Origin of the sequence: Paenibacillus sp. G2S3 (assembly GCF_030123105.1) — a bacterium.
Classification (GTDB): Bacteria; Bacillota; Bacilli; order Paenibacillales; family Paenibacillaceae; genus Paenibacillus_AQ.
This window is the reverse complement of sequence record NZ_CP126095.1, coordinates 2,255,702-2,275,441: the sequence shown is the minus strand read 5'-3', so window position 1 is coordinate 2,275,441 and position 19,740 is coordinate 2,255,702. Positions and strand designations below refer to the sequence as shown.

The 19,740-nt window shown below is 45.0% G+C and carries 15 protein-coding genes; 1 reads left to right on the top strand and 14 read right to left on the bottom strand.

From position 1 onward, the window contains the following. Positions 1 to 4: 4 nt before the first annotated feature. The 9 genes from QNH28_RS09650 to QNH28_RS09610 all read right to left on the bottom strand — a co-directional run bounded on the left by QNH28_RS09650 (position 5) and on the right by QNH28_RS09610 (position 11,767). Positions 5 to 1,873: a WD40 repeat domain-containing protein gene (locus tag QNH28_RS09650; RefSeq protein ID WP_283911168.1), complete on the bottom strand. Its 1,869-nt coding sequence runs from the start codon at positions 1,871 to 1,873 to the stop codon at positions 5 to 7. Continuing rightward, positions 1,870 to 2,934, bottom strand: coding sequence for a zinc-dependent alcohol dehydrogenase (locus QNH28_RS09645; protein ID WP_283911167.1), 1,065 nt, complete (start codon positions 2,932 to 2,934; stop codon positions 1,870 to 1,872). The genes QNH28_RS09650 and QNH28_RS09645 overlap by 4 nt, the downstream gene beginning before the upstream one ends. A gap of 64 nt (positions 2,935 to 2,998) precedes the next feature. After that, on the bottom strand, positions 2,999 to 3,877 hold the full coding sequence (locus QNH28_RS09640; protein ID WP_283911166.1) for a carbohydrate ABC transporter permease: 879 nt from the start codon (positions 3,875 to 3,877) through the stop codon (positions 2,999 to 3,001). A gap of 48 nt (positions 3,878 to 3,925) precedes the next feature. After that, positions 3,926 to 4,891 (bottom strand): ABC transporter permease, encoded by a 966-nt coding sequence (locus QNH28_RS09635; protein WP_481858361.1) that lies wholly within the window; start codon positions 4,889 to 4,891, stop codon positions 3,926 to 3,928. 109 nt (positions 4,892 to 5,000) lie between these two features. Beyond that, positions 5,001 to 6,659 carry an extracellular solute-binding protein gene (locus QNH28_RS09630; protein ID WP_283911165.1) on the bottom strand — a complete coding sequence of 553 codons (1,659 nt, stop codon included), beginning with the start codon at positions 6,657 to 6,659 and terminating at the stop codon, positions 5,001 to 5,003. A gap of 570 nt (positions 6,660 to 7,229) precedes the next feature. Then, positions 7,230 to 8,639 (bottom strand): extracellular solute-binding protein, encoded by a 1,410-nt coding sequence (locus QNH28_RS09625; RefSeq protein ID WP_283911164.1) that lies wholly within the window; start codon positions 8,637 to 8,639, stop codon positions 7,230 to 7,232. Between the two features lie 157 nt (positions 8,640 to 8,796). Further along, positions 8,797 to 10,152 carry a collagen-like protein gene (locus tag QNH28_RS09620; RefSeq protein WP_283911163.1) on the bottom strand — a complete coding sequence of 452 codons (1,356 nt, stop codon included), beginning with the start codon at positions 10,150 to 10,152 and terminating at the stop codon, positions 8,797 to 8,799. A 341-nt stretch (positions 10,153 to 10,493) separates the two neighbouring features. After that, positions 10,494 to 11,147 carry a deoxynucleoside kinase gene (locus QNH28_RS09615; RefSeq protein ID WP_283911162.1) on the bottom strand — a complete coding sequence of 218 codons (654 nt, stop codon included), beginning with the start codon at positions 11,145 to 11,147 and terminating at the stop codon, positions 10,494 to 10,496. Beyond that, positions 11,144 to 11,767 carry a deoxynucleoside kinase gene (locus QNH28_RS09610; RefSeq protein ID WP_283911161.1) on the bottom strand — a complete coding sequence of 208 codons (624 nt, stop codon included), beginning with the start codon at positions 11,765 to 11,767 and terminating at the stop codon, positions 11,144 to 11,146. The genes QNH28_RS09615 and QNH28_RS09610 overlap by 4 nt, the downstream gene beginning before the upstream one ends. A 299-nt stretch (positions 11,768 to 12,066) precedes the next feature. Here QNH28_RS09610 and QNH28_RS09605 point away from each other — a divergent pair, with 299 nt between their 5' ends. Then, positions 12,067 to 13,587 (top strand): stalk domain-containing protein, encoded by a 1,521-nt coding sequence (locus QNH28_RS09605; RefSeq protein WP_283911160.1) that lies wholly within the window; start codon positions 12,067 to 12,069, stop codon positions 13,585 to 13,587. A gap of 67 nt (positions 13,588 to 13,654) precedes the next feature. On the opposite strand, the gene nspC is transcribed toward QNH28_RS09605, so the two are convergent. The 5 genes from nspC to QNH28_RS09580 form a co-directional block, all read right to left on the bottom strand. After that, positions 13,655 to 14,791: a carboxynorspermidine decarboxylase gene (nspC, locus tag QNH28_RS09600; protein WP_283911159.1), complete on the bottom strand. Its 1,137-nt coding sequence runs from the start codon at positions 14,789 to 14,791 to the stop codon at positions 13,655 to 13,657. 9 nt (positions 14,792 to 14,800) lie between these two features. Beyond that, on the bottom strand, positions 14,801 to 16,000 hold the full coding sequence (locus tag QNH28_RS09595) for a saccharopine dehydrogenase family protein (protein WP_042126167.1): 1,200 nt from the start codon (positions 15,998 to 16,000) through the stop codon (positions 14,801 to 14,803). Positions 16,001 to 16,283: 283 nt separating this feature from the next. After that, complete coding sequence (locus QNH28_RS09590) at positions 16,284 to 17,660, bottom strand: DUF5808 domain-containing protein (RefSeq protein WP_283911158.1); 1,377 nt, start codon at positions 17,658 to 17,660, stop codon at positions 16,284 to 16,286. A 15-nt stretch (positions 17,661 to 17,675) separates the two neighbouring features. Next, complete coding sequence (locus tag QNH28_RS09585; RefSeq protein WP_283911157.1) at positions 17,676 to 18,071, bottom strand: GntR family transcriptional regulator; 396 nt, start codon at positions 18,069 to 18,071, stop codon at positions 17,676 to 17,678. A gap of 80 nt (positions 18,072 to 18,151) precedes the next feature. Next, on the bottom strand, positions 18,152 to 19,639 hold the full coding sequence (locus QNH28_RS09580) for an RCC1 domain-containing protein (RefSeq protein WP_283911156.1): 1,488 nt from the start codon (positions 19,637 to 19,639) through the stop codon (positions 18,152 to 18,154). Positions 19,640 to 19,740 lie beyond the last annotated feature (101 nt).

The following is a 19,740-nucleotide window of genomic DNA, read 5'->3' as shown; positions in this document are numbered from 1 at the left end:
AAACTTACTTGTGCATCCGATATAATGCTGTAGTTCTTGCAAAATAAAGATCGCCCTCACGGTTCATCGTCAGTAGCCGCGCATCGTCATTCAACACCTCAAGCTCCTCACTCCGCACATCAAACTTGAACAATCGATTCATCGACACCCCGTACAACAAGCCTTCCTTGTAGAGCAATTCATTGCCGCTACGCCAAAAATGAGTCACCACATTCCAGTCCATGGAGAACAAAGAATAAGTCTTCACAGTCCGCTTCTGCTGTGGATCGAACCGAAATAACAGTCCCGCCGTCAAACCCCAAAGATGCCCTACATCATCTAGAACCAAAGCAGAAATAGCCCTTTCTCCTTGCACAGGTACGCCTTCCCATACTTTGCAGCGCTTCTGCATATCCCAAATCATTAGAGACGCATCTGCACGCTGAGGAGCAATTCCAAGTCCACCCCAAACGGACCCTCCAGCGAACAACAGCTGATCACTAATCGCCAAGGAAACAACACTCTGCTGCGACAAAAGATTTCTAAACACCTCACGCGCACCGCTCGCAGGATTGTACAGTGTCAACGCTCCTCCATGCCGACCATAGGAAGGGACCGTTCCAATTGCCAGCACTTCTCCTGCCCAAGCCCAAGCAAAAGGACGGTCCTGCTCCTCTTCCTGCAAGGAAAATAGCAGCTCTGGATTCTCACCCGGCTTCCAATCTTCGTTCGGGTCATATTTGAAAATATTCGCTCGCGGATATACACCTAGATAAAGACAATCTCTACCAGCTAGCATACCTTCCGTCTGACCAATGCCCCGATATGAAATGATCTCATCGGCTGCCTTATCGAATCTGGACAGCCCACCTGCGAAATACCCTCCGATGTAGAGAGCATCATCAGGTCCATAGGTCATAGACTGCAAATGGACCGATTGACCTTGCAGGCCGAAGTCTTTGACCGTATACCGATCCGTCGCCGGATCGTAAATCCAGCAACTCCCGTCCCTGTATACACCCGTTAAGCAGCGCTCTTTCCGATTTAGAGCATGGTTATTCAGCCAGCCATAATCACCTGCAGGCTCCGGCATAGCTAGTGAAGTAACGAACAGGCTTCCAGTCCGGACATCATAACGCTGCAAATAGTCATCTTTAATGAAATACACATTTCCCAGCTCATCCGGCGGCGAAACACTAAGTCCACTCACATGATCCAAAGTGTCTCCCCACTCCTGCAGTTCCAGATCATAAATGTACAACCGTGCAGACGGTGTAATTCGAGCAAAAAGCTTGCCCTGAACGATGTTCAAGTCATACACCAGTTGCTCGCTTTTACATTCATCTGGTAGCCTGATTTCCGAGCGTTCTCCCGTCTCCGTATCCAGTACAACAATATGTGGGGTTTGTGTACCAACTCCCACATAGAGCTTACCGTTCCATGCTTCCATAGAACGCGCATACTGTTCTCCAGCTACCATAGCACCGTAATCCCTAAACACTCCTGTCGCTGGGTCATACTGGAACACTTTCCCCCCAGGATAACATCCCCCATAGATCCTGCCTTGCGTATCTGCTGCCAACCGCCACGTATAGAATTCACCGGGAATCATCTCACCCAGGTTCTCCACACCATTCTCATGAGTGTACCTGTACAAAACGCCACTTCCCCCGATATACACTCCGCTGGTTGTTAAGACTACACCCCAGCAATGATCCGAGCCTTCCAGCGCATACCGTTCCACCGCTTGTTCACCGCTCGGGTCTAGAACAAATAAGATGCAAGGACTCCCGGAAGAAACAGCGTAGATCCGGTCTGCCCCTTGCCATGTTCCATAAGCTGAGGCCCAAACCGCCAGACCGTTCAGTGGCTCACCGATCCGCAGCGCCTTCATCTGCTTCCGCCTTCTTTCGTCAGCTGTTCCTTAACCTTCGCATCTCCCCCTGAAACTGCCGCAGGATAAGCTAATACTGCTCCCAACAGATCCACTGGATCCTCTGCATAACGCCGAAAGGCTTCTTCACAGCGTTCAACCGGGAATATCGCGCTAATTAACGGCTTCACCTGAATGTCCCCTTCAGAAATTAACCGAATATATTCAGCCATATTACGCCCTTCCGTCCACCGCACGTAGCCGTAAGGATAGTCAATCCCCTTCCGCTCATAGATAGGATCATATCGTCCGGGACCTCCGGCTCTAGAAATCAGCACTTGGGCTTCCTTACCGAACATCAGATCACGAGAGAAATCCGGCTTAACATCTCCAACCAACAGTACCTTGCCGCGATCCCGTACCCACTCTAGCGCTTGATCAATAAGGTCTCCGGTTTTACCGCCTGCGCATACGATGACTGCATCCGCTCCCATGCCCTCCGTCAGGTTAGCAAGATGTTCCTTAACCTTCTCTGGGCTAGTAGCGATATGTCTAATTCCAAGGCGCTCAGCCATCTCACAGCGCTCTGCAAGCAAATCATAGACGATCACCCGGCATCCTGCCGCCTTAGCAATTTGAGCAATCAACTGCCCAAGAATTCCGGCACCGATCAGGACAAGTGTCTCCCCAAACTGCGGTGCAACCTGCCTTACTGCATGTACTGCAATAGCTCCAAGCCCTACAGTTGATGCTTCCTCCGAACTAACATGGTCAGGAATGGGCACCATCAGATGCTGAGGCATTAGCAGCCATTCTGCATGCTTCGCATAAGGTCCGCCGTAACAAGCTACCCGAAGCCCCTCAGGCCAGTGTTCCATTCCGTTCCCACGTGTTCGGATTACACCCGCTGCACTGTATCCAAGTACAATTTGTTGCGTACGGTGCAGGCCATTCATCATCATTTCCGTTCCGGGGCTAATCGCCGAATATTCAGTCTGGACTAGTACAAATCCATCTTCAATGACTGGTGTCAGAACATCCGACATGCGAATCTGTCCTTCCTGAGATATTACCGCCTTCATATGTCTTCTCCTCCCGACTGCTTCAGAAACGATTCCGTCACATGCAGCATCTTCTCTATGGCTGTTACTCCTTCAACGCACCGATCATTACGCCTTTTACAAAATATTTCTGCAAAAATGGATAGATCATCAAAATCGGTATGGTAGCAATAATAATCGTAGCGAATTTAATAGATTCACTGATCCGAAACACCTCATCTTGAGTAACGCCAGCCAGCATATTTTGCGCAGAGGATTGAATCAGGATTTCCCTCAAAATCAATTGAAGCGGGAACAAATTCCGATCCTGTAAATAAATCATGGCCGAGAACCAACTATTCCAGTGGCTTACCGCATAGAAGAGGGTCATCACTGCCAGAACCGGCATGGAGAGCGGAAGCACGATCCGCAGTAAAATTCTGAAATCGTGGGCGCCGTCTATTTTGGCAGACTCTATCAAACTATCAGGAATAGACTGAAAAAAGGTCCGCATCACTATCAAATTAAAAGCACTAACCGCACCAGGTAACAGCAGCGCCCACCGCGTATCATACAAGCCAAGCTCACGGACATTCAGATATGCAGGAATTAGACCACCACTGAAAAACATCGTGAACACAATGAAGGCCATAATGACATTTCTCCCCTCCAGATTCTTTCTGGACAGAGGATAAGCACCAAGTGTAGTTAGCACCAGATTAATCAACGTACCGGCAATGACATAAAAGAAAGTGTTTCCATAAGCCGTCCATACCCGCGTGTCCTCAAATACCAGCTTGTAAGCATCTAGATTAAAGCCGATTGGAAAGAAGCTCACCTTCCCCGCAGCAATCGCATGCGCATCGCTGAATGAGGAGACCAGCACGTACCACATCGGGTACAGGAACAGGAAAGAACACAAGATTAGAAACAGCACATTGCAGCTGTCGAAAATGATTTCACTCATACTGCGTTTCACAACCATTGTCTACCCTCCTAAAAATCGTACAAAACTCGCATCGGAAGCTTATGCTCACCATAGGCTGCTTTCAGTTGTTTTCCGGCTGATACGGTTGGCTAGAACGAGCAATGAGAAGTTAATTACGGAATTGAATAATCCTACTGCAGCAGAAAAGCTGTAATTCGCCTCCATCACACCTCGTCTATACACAAATGTTGAAATAACATCTGCAGTGACGTACGTTCCTGGATTGTAAAGCAATATAATTTTGTCCCAGCCCACATTCAGCAGGGTACCCACATTCAGAATCAAGAGAATTAGCACCGTAGGCAGAATCCCGGGCAGCGTTATATTCGTTAGCTGTTTCCATCGCCCTGCTCCGTCAACAACGGCAGCCTCGTACAAGCTCGGATTGATGCCAGATAGCGCCGCTAAGTAGATAATTGAGTTCCAGCCTAGGCTCTGCCACATGCCAGAACCCACATAGATCGTTCGAAACCATTCCGGCAGAATCAGGAACTGAATAGGCTCCGAGATCAGGCCGATGCCAAGCAACAGGCTGTTAATAATCCCTCCGGGCTTGGTGAAATCAATAATCATCCCGCAGATGACGATCAGCGAAATAAAATGCGGCAAATAAGACACGGTCTGTAGAAAGGACTTCAGCTTTTTGAGCCGCAGCTCATTAAGCAGCAGAGCAAAAGCAAGTGAAGCAGGAAAAATGAAGATCAATGAGTAGAAACTCATTAAGAAGGTATTTTTAAGCAGTCTGAGAAAATAATAGCTTTCGAAAAACTTCTCGAAATTCTTGAAGCCTACCCAAGGACTATCCGTGATTCCCAAGTAGGGGTTGAAATTCTTAAAGGCAATGATCGCCCCATACATCGGCTTGTATTCAAAAATCAGAAAATACAAAACCGTAGGGAGGAGCATGAGATAGAGATAGCGATTAGAGGCTATCCGCTTCCAGGGAATCGGACTCCTTTTGACCGGAAGCTTCCTGCTTTCAACTTTAGCGACTTTTAAAGGTATAGCCATATAGTTCTCCTCTCCCGGATACTGGCGTTTGTCATAGCTGTCATGTGGCGAGCGGTCACAAAGCAATCTCTGAACCGCTCGACCCACGACAAACTACTCACAAGCTGAATCATTTCCCTTTAAATCGCTCGTATGCCACCTGATACTCTTTTAACACATCGTTAATTCCCATCTTTTCAAGCTGCTTCGTTACTTTGTCATATTCCTCAATCTTTTGGCGCCCCATGATCATGGCATTGATTGTTTCGGCTACATAAGTCTGAATATCGGCCATTAACGGAACCACTACATCATTTTCCTCTGTTGTGAATTGGACTGGAGGCAACTTGCTATCAAAATCGATATAGTCACTGTATAGCTCGAGCGGATTCTCCGTTTGCCCGTTAGCTTCTCGGATTTGTTCAGCATATCTGGTATCCGCTACCGTAGCCCAGCTTCCGCCCCCGATCGTATGGTTCAGCAGCTCTTGTGTATTCGTGAGGCCATTGGTCGGATGAGTTACTTCTTTCTTATAAATCGGTTCTCCGTTTACCAGATCATATGACTTGCCTTCAACCCCAAAGTTGTTCAGCAGAATGCCTTCTTCTGAGTATTGATAATCCAGCCATTTCATCACTTCCTCAGGATGCTCCGTCCGCGAGGAAACCGCTAATCCGTGTGCTGCTGCCTGCCAGCGGAAGGAGACATGACGTTGATCACCGTTCGGTCCTTTAGGTGGAATGGCTGGTGCAATTTTAAAGGTTGGATGTTTGCCCTCCATTAGGGTAGTAAAGTTCCCCATGTAGGAGCCAGACCAACCAAACCAAGCCCCTGCCACATCGGTAGTCACCTTCTCAGTCAGCGTCTGGAATGTGGTATCTACCAGATAGTTCGGGTCAAGCAATTGTTCATCATAAAGACGGTGCAGATAGGTCACGACATCCTTGAATCTTGGATCATTCGGACCATATTTCACTTGACCATTATCCACGAAGAATCCGTAGTCGACGCCAAAAGCAGGAGCGAATAACATCATGATATTTTCCAAGTTGACTGTGACTAGTGGAATTTCATCCTTCTTGCCATTTCCGTTGGCATCCTGCTCCCTAAAAGCCTTGAGCATGTTATACCAATCTTCGGTAGTTTCTGGCATTGATAGACCCAGCTTATCGATCCAGTCTTTCCGCACTTGCGGGAACATTTGAGTAAGATCCTGTGAATCAAGAACGAGATTAGGCAGGTAAAAAATGTGGCCTTCAGGCGAAGTGATTTGTCCCCGGATATCCGGGTTGTCGTCGAGGATTTTCTTGAAGTTTGGCGCATTTTTCTCAATTAAATCTTCCAGAGGAAGCAGTGCGCCTTGTGTACCATATTTTCCGGAATCCGTGCCCCACAGATCATTGTAGATGATGTCCGGCAGCTTGCCAGATGACATTAATAAGCTGAAGGCTTCCGCACTGGCTTCCGTACTATGTTGAAAGTTGATATGAATGTTAGTGTTCTCTTCCATTTGCTGAAAGGATAATTTCTCATTAAAATTAGTTCCTCTGAAATTGCCGCCGCTGGGTGACCAAAGTGACAGTTCAAGCTTATCTGAAACAATCGGGAGCTGCAGACCACCTACTGTTTTACCTTCCTTAGCGGGAGCTTGCGTAGCCTTCTGAACTTCCGCAGTAGGATCTGCGGTATTGCCTGTCTTAGTATTCGAACCGCCGCAAGCAGATACGAGTGTAACTAATGACAACAGGACAGGCAGCAGCAGAACTAATTTCCTTTTAGCAACATTCATAATTCAACCCCCTATTAATAACTAAAAAATAAGATAATCATTATGATATATTCACTAACATAAATCAGAAGGAATCAAAGATACATTAATAAATTTTTAAATGAGAAATCACTCTAAAAATTACCTTTTATAGGGGATATCCTCCTTTCAACTGCTTTTTTTCTACTTTAATTAGACGAAAACATCTGTTCTGACTTCTTTTTGATTTACATTTCAGATCATCAGATCTTTCATTTCGCTAAACTGATATATATCTGATGTATTTTATTATATTTTCCAGCCTACATGATGTCAATATAATAATAAGAAATATCTCTAATAAGTGTAACCTTATATAACATGTACCTGTCGCAAAATGTAGAAACCCCTCAAATTTAATAGAAAACGCTTACAAAAACACCTGCATTTAGACGCTTCAAATAAGCCGACTCTGATCTTATATAGATAAGATATAGCGCGCAACTTAAACTTTCTTTTTTTTTGAAAAAAATGCGTGATAATGGCCCACCAGCACCATTATCACGCGTTACATTTATTCTACCGAGAACATCCATCGCAGAAAAACACCTTTCAAAGCTTCTGCTCGGTATCACCCTGTTCCGAAATTAAGAGACTCAATTCCTCATGAAGCGTTTCCTCATCAATCATCTTTGACCAATAAGCGTTCAACAATTTACGAAAGCTTTTTAGAACGGCTATGGGAAGCCCTAAATCTTTAAGGTAGGAGAAGGTTGGAAATAACTCTCTGTACATCAGATATCTCGAAGGACGATTCAAATGATCCGTAGTGCTCATCTCAGCGATCCGCTTTCGAACTGGAATGCTCACTGTGCGTTCCCGGATAATTTTCTGTGCTTCTACGGATGCAAGGAAGTTCACGAATTGACGAGCCGCTTCCTTTTGTCTTGAATTTCCGACTACAGCCGCTCCGATCGTCACTAGCAGCGTCTTCTGTGGATCTTTTGTTTTTAGCCTAGGTAACGGCGCAAGATCATAGTCCAGTGTTAATTCCTTGAATTCATTTAAATTAAAAAATGTCGTCAGAATCATGGAAACTTGTTCTTGAACAAACAAGGAGATCGTCTCATCTTCATGATTGCCAGCAAGATATTTAGGGAAAATCTGATGGTTGTTCACGAGCCGGCTATACACACTGAGACTATTTGCCGTCTCTGGACTAAGTGTACGGTGTTCGGTCCCGTCTGCCACGGTTTGAATCCCGCTCTGCAGCAGGAATACAGAATAACGGTTCTCGGAAGCAGGCACAAAATAAATAGCATGGCGTCCACGATTCTCTGCCAACTGACGAGCCGCTTCAATTAAGTCATCCCAGGTCCAATAGCTATCCGGCTCAGGAAGATCCGCTTCCCGAAAATGAGCCTTGTTGTAGCACAGCACCACGGGGGAGAAGGAAATCGGATAAGCATACAACTGTTCTTCATGATAGAAAGCTTCTGTCGCGATTGGATATAATTCAGGATCAGGATCAAGCGATTCCAGCAGCTCAGCCGAGCCATTTTCAGCCATTTCCTGAAATTGCGTGCTATTCAGAGATACGGCATCAAGCATCCCATTATTGATCATCTCTACGGCAGAATTCACATGGTCAAAATCATTCAGCGCCAGCGGAAGAATATGAATACCGGGATGCAGTCGATGAAATTCACCAATTAGATCATCCAGCAGAAAGTCCTTGGACAGCGAGGCACTGCAGCCAAAATGAATACGGATTCTCTCCTGCACGGACTCCATAACCTTGCTTCCGACACGGTCGATTTTGACGATAAGGCCTTCTTGGACTAACACATCCAGCCCTCTTCTGACCGATTTATTGCTTAACTCAAATTGCTTGGCTAGCATACTCTCTGCTGGCAGATAAGCACCTGGCTGTAGCACTCCACTTAGGATATCCGTACGAAGCTTACCCACCATATGATCCAGTCGCTCTCGGAAGGAATGACGACCTGATTTATTATTCATGTACAATTCTCCCCGAAAAATTCAATTTTACATCATCTCCTTCTTATTTTGCGTCAACTCTGATTTGAAGTCAAATAAAAATACCAGAAAATGCCATAAGAAAAGCCACCTAATTAAGGTGGCAAACTTCCAAATTATCTATACGCAAGAGATTTCGCTAAGCTAATTGTGTAATAACGAGATGTGCTGAAACAGATCTTGTTCCTCCAGCAAGAGGAGTGATCGTCAGTGCCGTTGAATTTCCTGCAGGATTTCGTACAGTGAGTATTGAGTTGATGACTGTTGTAGTCACAAGGCCCATCCCAGCGATCTGAGAAGTTCCTGTCGCTCGTCCGGCCACCGTATTAGCCAGATCAGCACCATTCAGCGTTAATATCCATTGCCCCGCTTCGGATACACTGACCTGGAACATCACCTGATAAGTCCCTATTGCCGCTAAATTAAAAGAGCTAGGACCGGTTCTGGTAATAGTAGTTCCACTAGTAGGACCATCTTGAGGAAAACTCACGTCTGTGCCCGGTGCTACAGTTGCTGCATTATCAGGGGGCATCAGGGCGAAGAAATCAGCAAATCCTAATACACTTCCTGCTGCTCCGGTCGCTCCCGTTGCGCCTGCGACTCCGGTTGCCCCTGTCGCTCCCGCTGCTCCCGGCGCTCCTGCGACTCCAGTTGCCCCTGTCGCTCCCGCTGCTCCCGGCGCGCCTGCGACTCCGGTTGCCCCTGTCGCTCCTGCTGCTCCCGCTGCTCCCGGCGCTCCTGCCGCTCCGGTTGCTCCTGTCGCTCCCGCTGCTCCCGGCGCTCCTGCGACTCCGGTTGCCCCTGTCGCTCCCGCTGCTCCCGGCGCTCCTGCGACTCCAGTTGCCCCTGTCGCTCCTGCTGCTCCCGGCGCTCCTGCGACTCCGGTTGCTCCTGTCGCTCCCGCTGCTCCCGGTGCTCCTGCCGCTCCGGTTGCTCCTGTCGCTCCCGCTGCTCCCGGCGCTCCTGCCGCTCCGGTTGCTCCTGTCGCTCCCGCTGCTCCCGGCGCTCCTGCTGCTCCGGTTGCTCCTACAAAGCCTTGTGGTCCTACAACTCCAGCAGGACCAGGTATACCTTGTGGACCCTGAGGACCCACGAGTCCTTGTGCACCCGGTACTCCTTGCTCACCTTGAGGACCAACGGGTCCCGCTACACCCTGTGGACCCATTGCTCCCGCTGGCCCAGGTTGACCTTGAGGTCCTTGGGGTCCTGGAGGCCCACCGGCGGGACCTTGAGGTCCTTCTGCTCCTTGGAGGCCTCGTGCTCCTTGGGGTCCTGGTACTCCTTGGGCCCCTTGTATTCCTTGGATTCCTTGTGCTCCTTGAGGTCCTGTAGCACCAACTACTGTTGGAGTGGTAACGTTCACTTCAGGTGGAGGACATGTGACTTGCACAATCTTCTTAATAACTTTTCGACGATGTTCTTTTCTTTTTCTTTTCGAAGGAAAAACAGTGACGATTTTTTTCTTATGACATTTTTTATCGTCTGGACAACTCAATACGTACACCTCCCTATAAAGATAGTTCAGTGTACGCATCTTATTAATTTTAGTCATGGACAAATAACTAGTTTTTACTAGACTGGAATACATATCCATAAAAAAGGGCTATAAATATAGGCCGTCACCTTTGAGCACACTACAATGTCCACACCAATTTGGATTGTTTTTCGTATTTTATTACTAGGACAACGGACACTTCCCTATTAGACCCATATCTATGATTTGGGTCTTTTTTTATTTTACAATTCACCCCTCAAACTCAGTTTATATCGCTTAGTTCGCTTTCTGATCTCATAAAAAACAGCCCCCAAACCCTGGGAGCTTCTAATCATCAATTATTATATTTTATCAGTAGGCTTATGAATCGCTTCGCCAACCTTCACAAGAATATCCGACATCGAAGTCTCATCATTCACATCATAATCATCAATGTTCAAACGGAGCACTGGGCATGCTGTAAACTCGTTGATCCATTTCGAATATCTGCCATGCATATGCTCCCAGTAGGAAACATCCGTTTGAATTTCCATCTCACGACCACGTTCATTAATTCGAGTCAGGATGGAGGGCAGGCTGCCTTCAATATAAATCAGCACATCAGGGTGCGGGAAGTACGGTGTCATAACCATAGCTTCATACAGGCTGGTGTAGGTTTCATAGTCCGTTTTGGACATCGTACCTTGATCTGCATGCATTTTCGCAAAAATACCGGTATCTTCATAGATGGAACGATCCTGAACAAAACCACCGCCAAGTTCGAACATCTTCTTCTGCTCTTTAAAACGTTCAGCAAGAAAGTAGATTTGCAAGTGAAAGCTCCATCTCTCAAAATCATGATAGAACTTTTCGAGATAAGGATTGTGATCGACCTGCTCTAGCGAGGTTTGAAAATTAAGTCTTTTAGCCAAAGCGCCTGTTAAAGTGGATTTTCCCACCCCAACAGTTCCAGCCACGGTAATTATGGCATTTTCCGGGATATGATATGAATTCATTTCATTAGCTCCTTTATATAAGAGACAATTTCAGTGAAGTGTTCTGGATTCTCCACGAAATCGACTGCATTTCCATCAATGGTAATAATTACGGTCGAAGGCTCCTGAACCGTTAGAGAGGCCATCGCGTCATCATAATCTTTAATTAATTGCTCTAAATAAGCAGTATCCATTCCCTCTTCAAAGGGCCGCCCACGTTTTTCAATCCTTGTTAATAACGTATCTAAATTGGCTCTAATATAGAGAATGATATTCGGCTTCGGCAGATCATCCGTAAGCACATGATAGATTTGCCGATACTTTTCACGTTTTGTCCCATTCAGCGTTCGTTCTCCAAAGATGAGGTTCTTATAAATATGGTAATCCGAAATGACCGGCATCCCTTTATCTATGTACTGTGTGACGGTATCTTCAAGCTGCTTATACCGATTACAGAGAAAAAACATCTCCAGTTGAAAGCTCCAATCGTCCATGTTCTCATAAAATTTAGCCAGAAACGGATTCTCATCGACAATCTCTTTAATGATCGGCAAATTTAATTCCTCTGCTAGCATAGAAGCTAATGTTGTTTTCCCAGCCCCGATTGGGCCTTCCACTGCAATAAACGGTGCATGTTTCATTGACGCTGACTTCCTCCTCAGATACGAACCCTTCAATAGCTAATCAAGCATAAACGCCATCGGCGTCCTTATAAGGACGGTAAGTGTTTAAGCGGGAAATATAAAAATAAAGTATAGTGTGAAACTTATACTTTCTTACATTTTAAAAAACAGACTAAATTATTGTATCACATGAGACCTTTCTTGTGAGCGGATAATATGAAGAAACTTTTCCAGTAGTACTAACGTCTAAATGTAATATAATGGTATATAGCATGTTCATATTGAGATAATCTAATAAGAAAAAGAGAGGTATTCCTATGAAAAAATGGCTCAGCATGGTTAGTGCTCTTCTAGTATTAAGCTTCGCCTCTAATGTAAGCGCAGTTGCAGTTGCAGAGAAAACAACCCCGACTACCAACCTCACTTCGTATGGCGCGGATTATCTGACCAAAACGGATGGTTCCTTCTGGGTATGGGGAGGGAATCGCTCCGTCCCTACTCAAATCCATGACCTGAATGAGGTACAAGCATACTTTGGTTCCCAATATGTAATGAAGAAAGACCTTTCGGTCTGGCAATGGAGAACATCGGCATACTCTGAAACGGTTAAAGTGACCCCCGTTCAAGAGCTAGACAATCTGGTCGATATGTTCACGGTGGGAAATAGAACGATAGCCCTTAAAGGAGACGGGACGATTCTGAGCGCCACCCTTTCGTCCGATGGCCTCACAACCTCTGATTTCACAACGGTTTCCGGCGTCGACAACGTGGCAGCTGTGGGTGGTTACTATGAGTCTGATCTTCATAAGAACTGGACACGTTACGTGTTCTTAAAGAAAGATGGAACTATTTCTACTACACGCGATGACTTTGAAAGCTTCGAAACCATCCAGAATTTAACGGATGTTATTCAAATCAAAAACAATCTTGCACTTAAGAAGGACGGCTCCTTATGGAGTTGGCCAGTCCAAGATTATTACAAGAACCAAGGAGCTCAAATAGATCTATCTGCGACCCCAATCAAGGGAATCAGTACCATTAAGAGTTTAAAAGGAAATCAGAACAGCCTATTAGCCATTGATGGGGCCTCTCAATTATGGTTCTGGGGCGCTACCATTACAGGTTCCTCAGACGGAACAACCTATCATGAGCAACCACCGATGCTTCTAAAAGGAATCAAAAATGTAGTCGATACTTACATCGTAGAGCGCTCTATTGTTGCATTAACAGGGGAAGGAAACGTCTATCAAACTTCTATTGAAAACGAAATGATGCCCGCAGATTCAAAATTCACACTTCTCGAAAAAGAAGTAAGTAGCCTAAAGAAAGGCGGACGACACATCATCATGCAAAAGAAAGACGGCTCACTCTGGGGCTGGGGTGTCAATAAGGACGCACAGCTGGGCTACGGCGACTATGAATTCAACCATGATGCACCCGTTCCAGTGCAAAAACCGATTTCAATCTCCTTAAACGGAGAATCTATCCCTCTCTCAAATGGAGTTATTACTCGAAACGGACAAAATTTCGTCCCCCTTCGATCGCTTTTCGAAAAATTAGGAGCCACAATTACCTATAAAGAGAACATTACAGCAGCGAAAACCATAGATAAACAAATTATGATTACACGCTCTGCTACAGATAAACCGGCTCTTGCCATCAGTATTAACGGTGTAACTGGAGCGACGATGGTGAACAATAAATCCGTGGATCTTCCTACTCTCCCTTTCATCGTAAACGGTTCGATGTATCTGCCGCTTCGCTTTATAAGTGAGCAACTCGGAGCAAATGTTGAGTGGCTCCCGCAGGAGGAGCGTATCGCCATTACGATGCAATAAGGAGTAATCCTACGCATAACTTCTTTACATCAAAAAAGGTGTCCCACTAAGGGACACCTTTTTACTATTAAGATAAACGTCCGCTAAAATCTTCGAAAGCGAACTGCTTGATTACTTTGATTCCCTCTTCTTCATTGTAACTAACAATGGAAGGCAGATTCACACCGTTAAACATATGATTCTTCACCATGGAATAATGGGCCATATCGAGGAATACGAGTCTATCGCCGTATTTCAAAGGTTCCTTAAAGGAATAATCTCCAATAACATCTCCAGCTAGGCAAGTCATTCCACCTAATCTGTACGTATAAGGATATTCCCCAGGTTGTCCAGCATCGATAATGTTCGGACGGTACGGCATTGCCAGTACGTCCGGCATGTGGCACTCTGCCGAGGTGTCGAGAATTGCAATGTCCATTCCGTTATGCATCACATCGAGAACGGTAGCTACCAGATATCCGGTATTAAGAGCTACTGCCTCTCCCGGCTCCAGATAAATTTCCACACCGTAAGTCTCTTTCATGTGCAGAATGCACTTGATCAAGGTCTCCAGATCATAATCAGGACGTGTAATATGATGACCGCCCCCGAAATTAAGCCATTTCATTCCTTTGAGATAAGGTCCGAACTTCTCTTCGACTACCTTGAGCGTACGCTCAAGGGTATCTGAATTCTGTTCGCACATGGTATGGAAGTGGAGTCCATCAATGCCCTCAAGCTCTTCCGGTCTGAAGTTAGGGAGGGTTACTCCCATTCTGGAATAATTGTAGCACGGATCATACAGCGGAACTTCGATCTCGGAATATTCCGGATTCACTCGAATGCCGCAGCTGATGTGCTTCGGTGCATTCTTAACGCGATCCTTGAATCGATTCCACTGGTCAAAAGAATTGAACACAATGTGATCGGAGTATCCTAGAAGCTCATCGAATTCACTATCTATATAAGCTGGTGCGTACACATGAACCTCTTTGCCCATCTTTTCATAGCCAAGTCTGGCTTCGAACAAGGAGCTCGAGGTTACACCATGCAAGTACTTCCCAACTAACGGATACAAGGAATGCATGGAGAAGCCTTTTTGCGCGAGCAAAATCTTTGCTCCAGTGCGTTCCTGTACAGAATTCATAATCTCAAGATTACGAGTAAGCAATCTTTCATCTACAAGGTAACATGGTGACGGGATTGCGCTGATATCTATATCCATTATCGCGCCTTAGTCTAACAGCGTTGGCGAGAAATCTTCTTGCCAAGGCAGACCATGTTTATTTAAAGCTTCCATGAATGGATCTGGATCGAACTCTTCAACGTTAAATACGCCTGGCTTCTTCCAGATACCTTTTATAATTAACATCGCTCCGATCATTGCAGGAACGCCTGTAGTGTAGGAAATGGCTTGGGAGCCAACCTCTGCATAGCACTCTTCATGATCGCAAACATTGTATACATAATAAGTTTTTGGCTTTCCGTCTTTAGTTCCTTGGATGATACATCCAATGTTCGTTTTACCTTTTGTTCTTGGTCCCAGGGAAGCTGGATCCGGTAAAATCGCCTTCAAGAATTGCAGAGGAACAATCTCTTTACCTTCATACATGATAGGCTCGATAGAAGTCATACCCACATTCTCAAGCACTTTCAAGTGAGTTAGGTAGTTCTGCGAGAAGGTCATCCAGAAACGGATCTTCTTCACGCCCTTGATGTTAACCGCCAAGGATTCCAATTCTTCATGATACAAAAGATAGATATCCTTTGGACCAATCTCCGGAAGATCGTATACTTTTTTCTCAGAAAGCGGTGCAGTTTCAATCCACTCGCCATTCTCGAAATAGCGGCCATTGGCTGTAATTTCACGAATATTGATTTCAGGATTAAAGTTTGTTGCAAATGGATATCCGTGATCACCCGCATTGGCATCTACAATATCAATGGTATGAATCTCATCAAAATAGTGCTTTTGAGCGTAAGCTGTGAACACGCCCGTTACACCTGGATCAAATCCACTACCAAGCAACGCGGTAAGGCCTGCTTTTTCGAATCTTTCTTTGTAAGCCCACTGCCAGGAGTATTCGAATTTCGCTGTATCTTGTGGTTCATAGTTGGCAGTATCCACATAGTGCACTCCTGTTGCCAGGCACGCATCCATGATTGTCAGGTCCTGATATGGGAGAGCGACATTAATAACGACATCCGGCTCAAAGCTCTTGATCAGTTCAATGACTTCGTCCGTATTATCTGCATCGACCTGAGCAGTAGAAATCTTCGTGCGGCCTCCGGCTAATTTATCTTTCAGAGCGTCACATTTCGCGACAGTTCTGCTAGCTATGCAGATCTCTTCAAATACATCCGGGTTCTGGCAGCATTTGTGAACAACAACACTGGAAACACCGCCAGCGCCAATAATTAACGCTTTTCCCAAAATAAAAACCTCCTAAAATTCCATTTGCAAAATCAACAAGGCTGATTATACATAATATTTTTGAATAAATCAATAAAAACCGACAAAAAATGATGTTTATTGTGTAAAACCTTCAAGGATTCTTGTTAATACTCTTGAATGCTCATATTTCCTCGATTATCCACCCATATATCTCATGAAAATGGCTGGAATGGAGTGAATTTCCGGAAACTAGGACAACTAGATTATTCTATCACAATAGGGGGCTACTTCATACGATTTATTTTAAACTCAATGAGAAACCTCACCACCCTTTCAAATCCGCGTAGAGACGTTCAGTTTCAGTGGCATCCTTATTGTTGTAGAGCACATATATATCTGGCAATTTGATCACAATGTACGGCGGAGAATTTTTCACAAGGTAGACCTTACTCTTTCCAAACTCGTCAAACTTAAAGTTTCCTATGGCTACTGTATCCGTCGCTACGCCATTTGTTCTTCGACCTCTTGGCAAGCTGTCCACAAGCGTCAGTTCTTGCACATCCTTCATAGCGAAGCTGTAATTGTACATCGGATATTCAATCGAAACCCTTCCATTTGAATCTGTAGTTAAGGTAGGTGTTGAGAAATCAGTCTGAACGCCCATCCAACCCGTCCCGATCAACAGCAATGCAACGAATACAAAGAGGCCGTAATATATACTCTTACCCGTTTTTGTCCCAATATTAATCGTAGTACCAATCCCAAGACGCTTCGGAACCATAACAGAGCGATCATTGGGGTTATTATACGTTGTCCCATGGATCCAATATTCATCATCATCCGTGTACAGTACCTCATGTTCACCTTTAAGCAGCATAGCTTCAAGTTGTTTCAATTTATTATGTACATAAAAAATGCCTATCACCGGAATAACGGAGAAAAAAAAGATCCCCAAACCCCATACTATAGTTGAAGCCGCTCCATTTAAGGATAAGGCATACGCCGTAATTACGGCGATACAGCTATTGATGATAGCCATGCCAAACCATAGCAGAGACCAGTACCTGCGATTAGCCTGATTAAGCTGAATATTGATCTCGGTGTTGTCTGTATATACTTTAGGCTTCATTCTATTGAAGGATATAGCGATAACAAAGAAAAATACGGTCAACCCTAACGCTGTGCCGCCAGCCACTCGCAGAATTTCAATACTATCCGCCGGAACTGGGATCATAAATGATAACGCAGAAATTAGCGCAGGGATTATGTACCAGTATATAGAAAGACTCATTTTCTTTTTTAGCAGGGATAGCTTGGTATCCATCCGAACCATCCGTTTCTCTCCCACAAACCATTCGTTCTCTCGTTTCAGTGCTGCGGCTGCATGATGAGCCTTAACAAATGGAATTCGAAGCAGGAGCATCATTGCACACGTCCAAACATAAAAAAAGATCAGTGTGAAAGAGAGATAGGAGCTTAAGAACAAGATAGGAATCAAAGCCAGAAATGATAGGAGTCCATACTTTTTGTACCTCTTCTCAGTTGAATTTTGCAGTTCGCGCAGACGTTCATCCTTAAGAGCAAACGCCGGAAGACTAACTCCAAACCATAGATTATCCTTCGGCTTCAAAGTACTCATATACGTAAAAAACAAAATAACTAAAATAAATATAGCTATACAAAAGAAGACGATAGCCATCTGAGTGTCCCCCCCCTATTCCGTGATGGATGCAGACTTAAACGATACGGATGAAAAGATTCCAGCACACATTTGCATAAACTCCTCCCGCCCAATCCCTTTTACACTTGCCTCCGAGATAACTAGCCGTAGTTCATTTTCCAGCTTCTCCTTAAACTCTGGCTGTCCATTCCCTATAGGAGCAACTGTAGCACCATGCCTGCGATCTATCGATATGAAGCCTTCATTCTTCAAAATCGCGTACGCTTTGTTCACGGTCATTGCATTTATCCCTAAATCTTCAGCCATTTGGCGCACCGTCGGTAATTTCTCCCCATCCGCCAGTTCACCTGAGCCTATTCCAATCACGATCTCATTTCGAAGCTGTACATAGATTGGCGTATCACTTTTAAAATCAAGCGTAATAATCATTTTATCCTTCCATTCAAAAAAAGTATTGTTTGTATTAGTTACACTAATACAAACAATACTTAATGTCAAAATACCCCTATTTAATTCGAATGGATTTGAACAGCATAAGCTTCTGCATCCCACTCTACCTTAGCGCCTAACATTTCACTGACCAGTCTTAAAGGTACATATACACTATCATTAATAAAGACTGGCTTTTGGTCTGTGGCTATTACTTTTCCATTCACTGTCGTTTGTCCATTAACCGAATTTAAGATTAGCGTAGTAGATGTAGATTCCTTCACGGCAATAACTGATCTCGATGGAACGTCCCAACGTACATTCACTCCCATTTGCTGAAATATTCCTCTTAACGGAACATACGTAGAATTATTGATCAATAAGGGGGGCATGGTCAGTTCCATTTCGCTACTGTTCAACAGCACCTGAATCGATTTCTTCACGGGTTGAGGCGTGTCAATCATAAAATCTCTAACCCCCAACCCAGTCTGTCCAAATTCATTCGTTCCCCATGCAAGAACATGACCGTCTTTTAAAAGTACATAATGATTTCTGTTCCCGCTGGTAATGGAAGCTGCATTTTGAATACCACCAATCTGCTTAACATTCATCTTATTTTTATCACCAACTGTCCACTGCCATAAGGTCCCATCAGCTTTTACTGCGGAGTCCGTTGTCATTGATACAACATTTGTGAGTCCTGGAATCTGAATCGGCTGTAAAGTTTCACCCTGATTCATATCTGTGTAATTATTCCATAACCAAACGGTACCATCCCATCTCAAAGCTGCTCCATACTGCCCATCAATATCTACAGCTTTATACTCCCCGCTCCCCTTAATTTGGGTAGGCTTTAAGACCGTATCCTTTTTAATGCCTATAGTTTTAGAAGATCCCCACACCCACACCTCTCCGCCGTTACCAAGCGCCACTGAATTGTTCGATCCTGCAGCTATAGCTAAAATAGAGGGTAGTCCTTTCACTTGCACTGGTGTTAGCCCATTTTTCCCCGAATTGTCACCGAGTTCTCCTTGCTCATTGCCTCCCCACGCCCAGACCGTTCCATCTTTTCGAAGCGCTAAGCTATGTGTGTCTCCTGCCGAAACAGAAATCACATCCGTTAGCCCCTTCACTTGAACCGGCTCTACAAGGACTGTCAAGGACTGCGCTCCAGTGCCAAGTTGTCCATGTTCATTCCCCCCTACTGCCCACACTGTTCCATCGTCTTTCAACATCAAGTTATGACGGTAGCCACCTGAAACTTGCTTTACATGATCGATACGCATTTTGACGGGAGTATACGCTGGTGTGGTTGCCCCATTACCAATAGAGCCGTATCCACCACCCCAAGCCCAGGCTGTTCCATCCGCAGTGATGGCATAAGCACTTCTATCACCAGCGTCCAGCCCAGTAATGCCAGACAATAATTTCTTTTCTTCAGGTGAATTCACAACACTGTCCGCTTTTACTATTAATGGAGAGACCATAGTTAAGCTAATTACAGCCACTGCAACCGTTTTGCATATCCGTCTTACCTGAACCTTAGAGTTTAAAGTTCCTCTTCCCACTTAAAATCACTCCTTAAGAATTAGAGGCGTCAAACCATTGGTCAGCACCAACTGGACCTCCACTGTATTCACTCTCCTTATATAGACTGTGGAATATTATG

Coding starts and splice junctions, on each gene's coding strand:
- QNH28_RS09650 (WP_283911168.1), bottom strand. CDS start 1,873: ATGAAGGCGCTGCGGATCGGTGAGCCACTGAACGGTCTGGCGGTTTGG.
- QNH28_RS09615 (WP_283911162.1), bottom strand. CDS start 11,147: ATGAATTCATATCATATCCCGGAAAATGCCATAATTACCGTGGCTGGA.
- nspC (WP_283911159.1), bottom strand. CDS start 14,791: ATGGATATAGATATCAGCGCAATCCCGTCACCATGTTACCTTGTAGAT.
- QNH28_RS09640 (WP_283911166.1), bottom strand. CDS start 3,877: ATGGTTGTGAAACGCAGTATGAGTGAAATCATTTTCGACAGCTGCAAT.
- QNH28_RS09625 (WP_283911164.1), bottom strand. CDS start 8,639: ATGAATAATAAATCAGGTCGTCATTCCTTCCGAGAGCGACTGGATCAT.
- QNH28_RS09645 (WP_283911167.1), bottom strand. CDS start 2,934: ATGAAGGCGGTAATATCTCAGGAAGGACAGATTCGCATGTCGGATGTT.
- QNH28_RS09635 (WP_481858361.1), bottom strand. CDS start 4,891: ATGGCTATACCTTTAAAAGTCGCTAAAGTTGAAAGCAGGAAGCTTCCG.
- QNH28_RS09590 (WP_283911158.1), bottom strand. CDS start 17,660: ATGGCTATCGTCTTCTTTTGTATAGCTATATTTATTTTAGTTATTTTG.
- QNH28_RS09605 (WP_283911160.1), top strand. CDS start 12,067: ATGAAAAAATGGCTCAGCATGGTTAGTGCTCTTCTAGTATTAAGCTTC.
- QNH28_RS09585 (WP_283911157.1), bottom strand. CDS start 18,071: ATGATTATTACGCTTGATTTTAAAAGTGATACGCCAATCTATGTACAG.
- QNH28_RS09610 (WP_283911161.1), bottom strand. CDS start 11,767: ATGAAACATGCACCGTTTATTGCAGTGGAAGGCCCAATCGGGGCTGGG.
- QNH28_RS09630 (WP_283911165.1), bottom strand. CDS start 6,659: ATGAATGTTGCTAAAAGGAAATTAGTTCTGCTGCTGCCTGTCCTGTTG.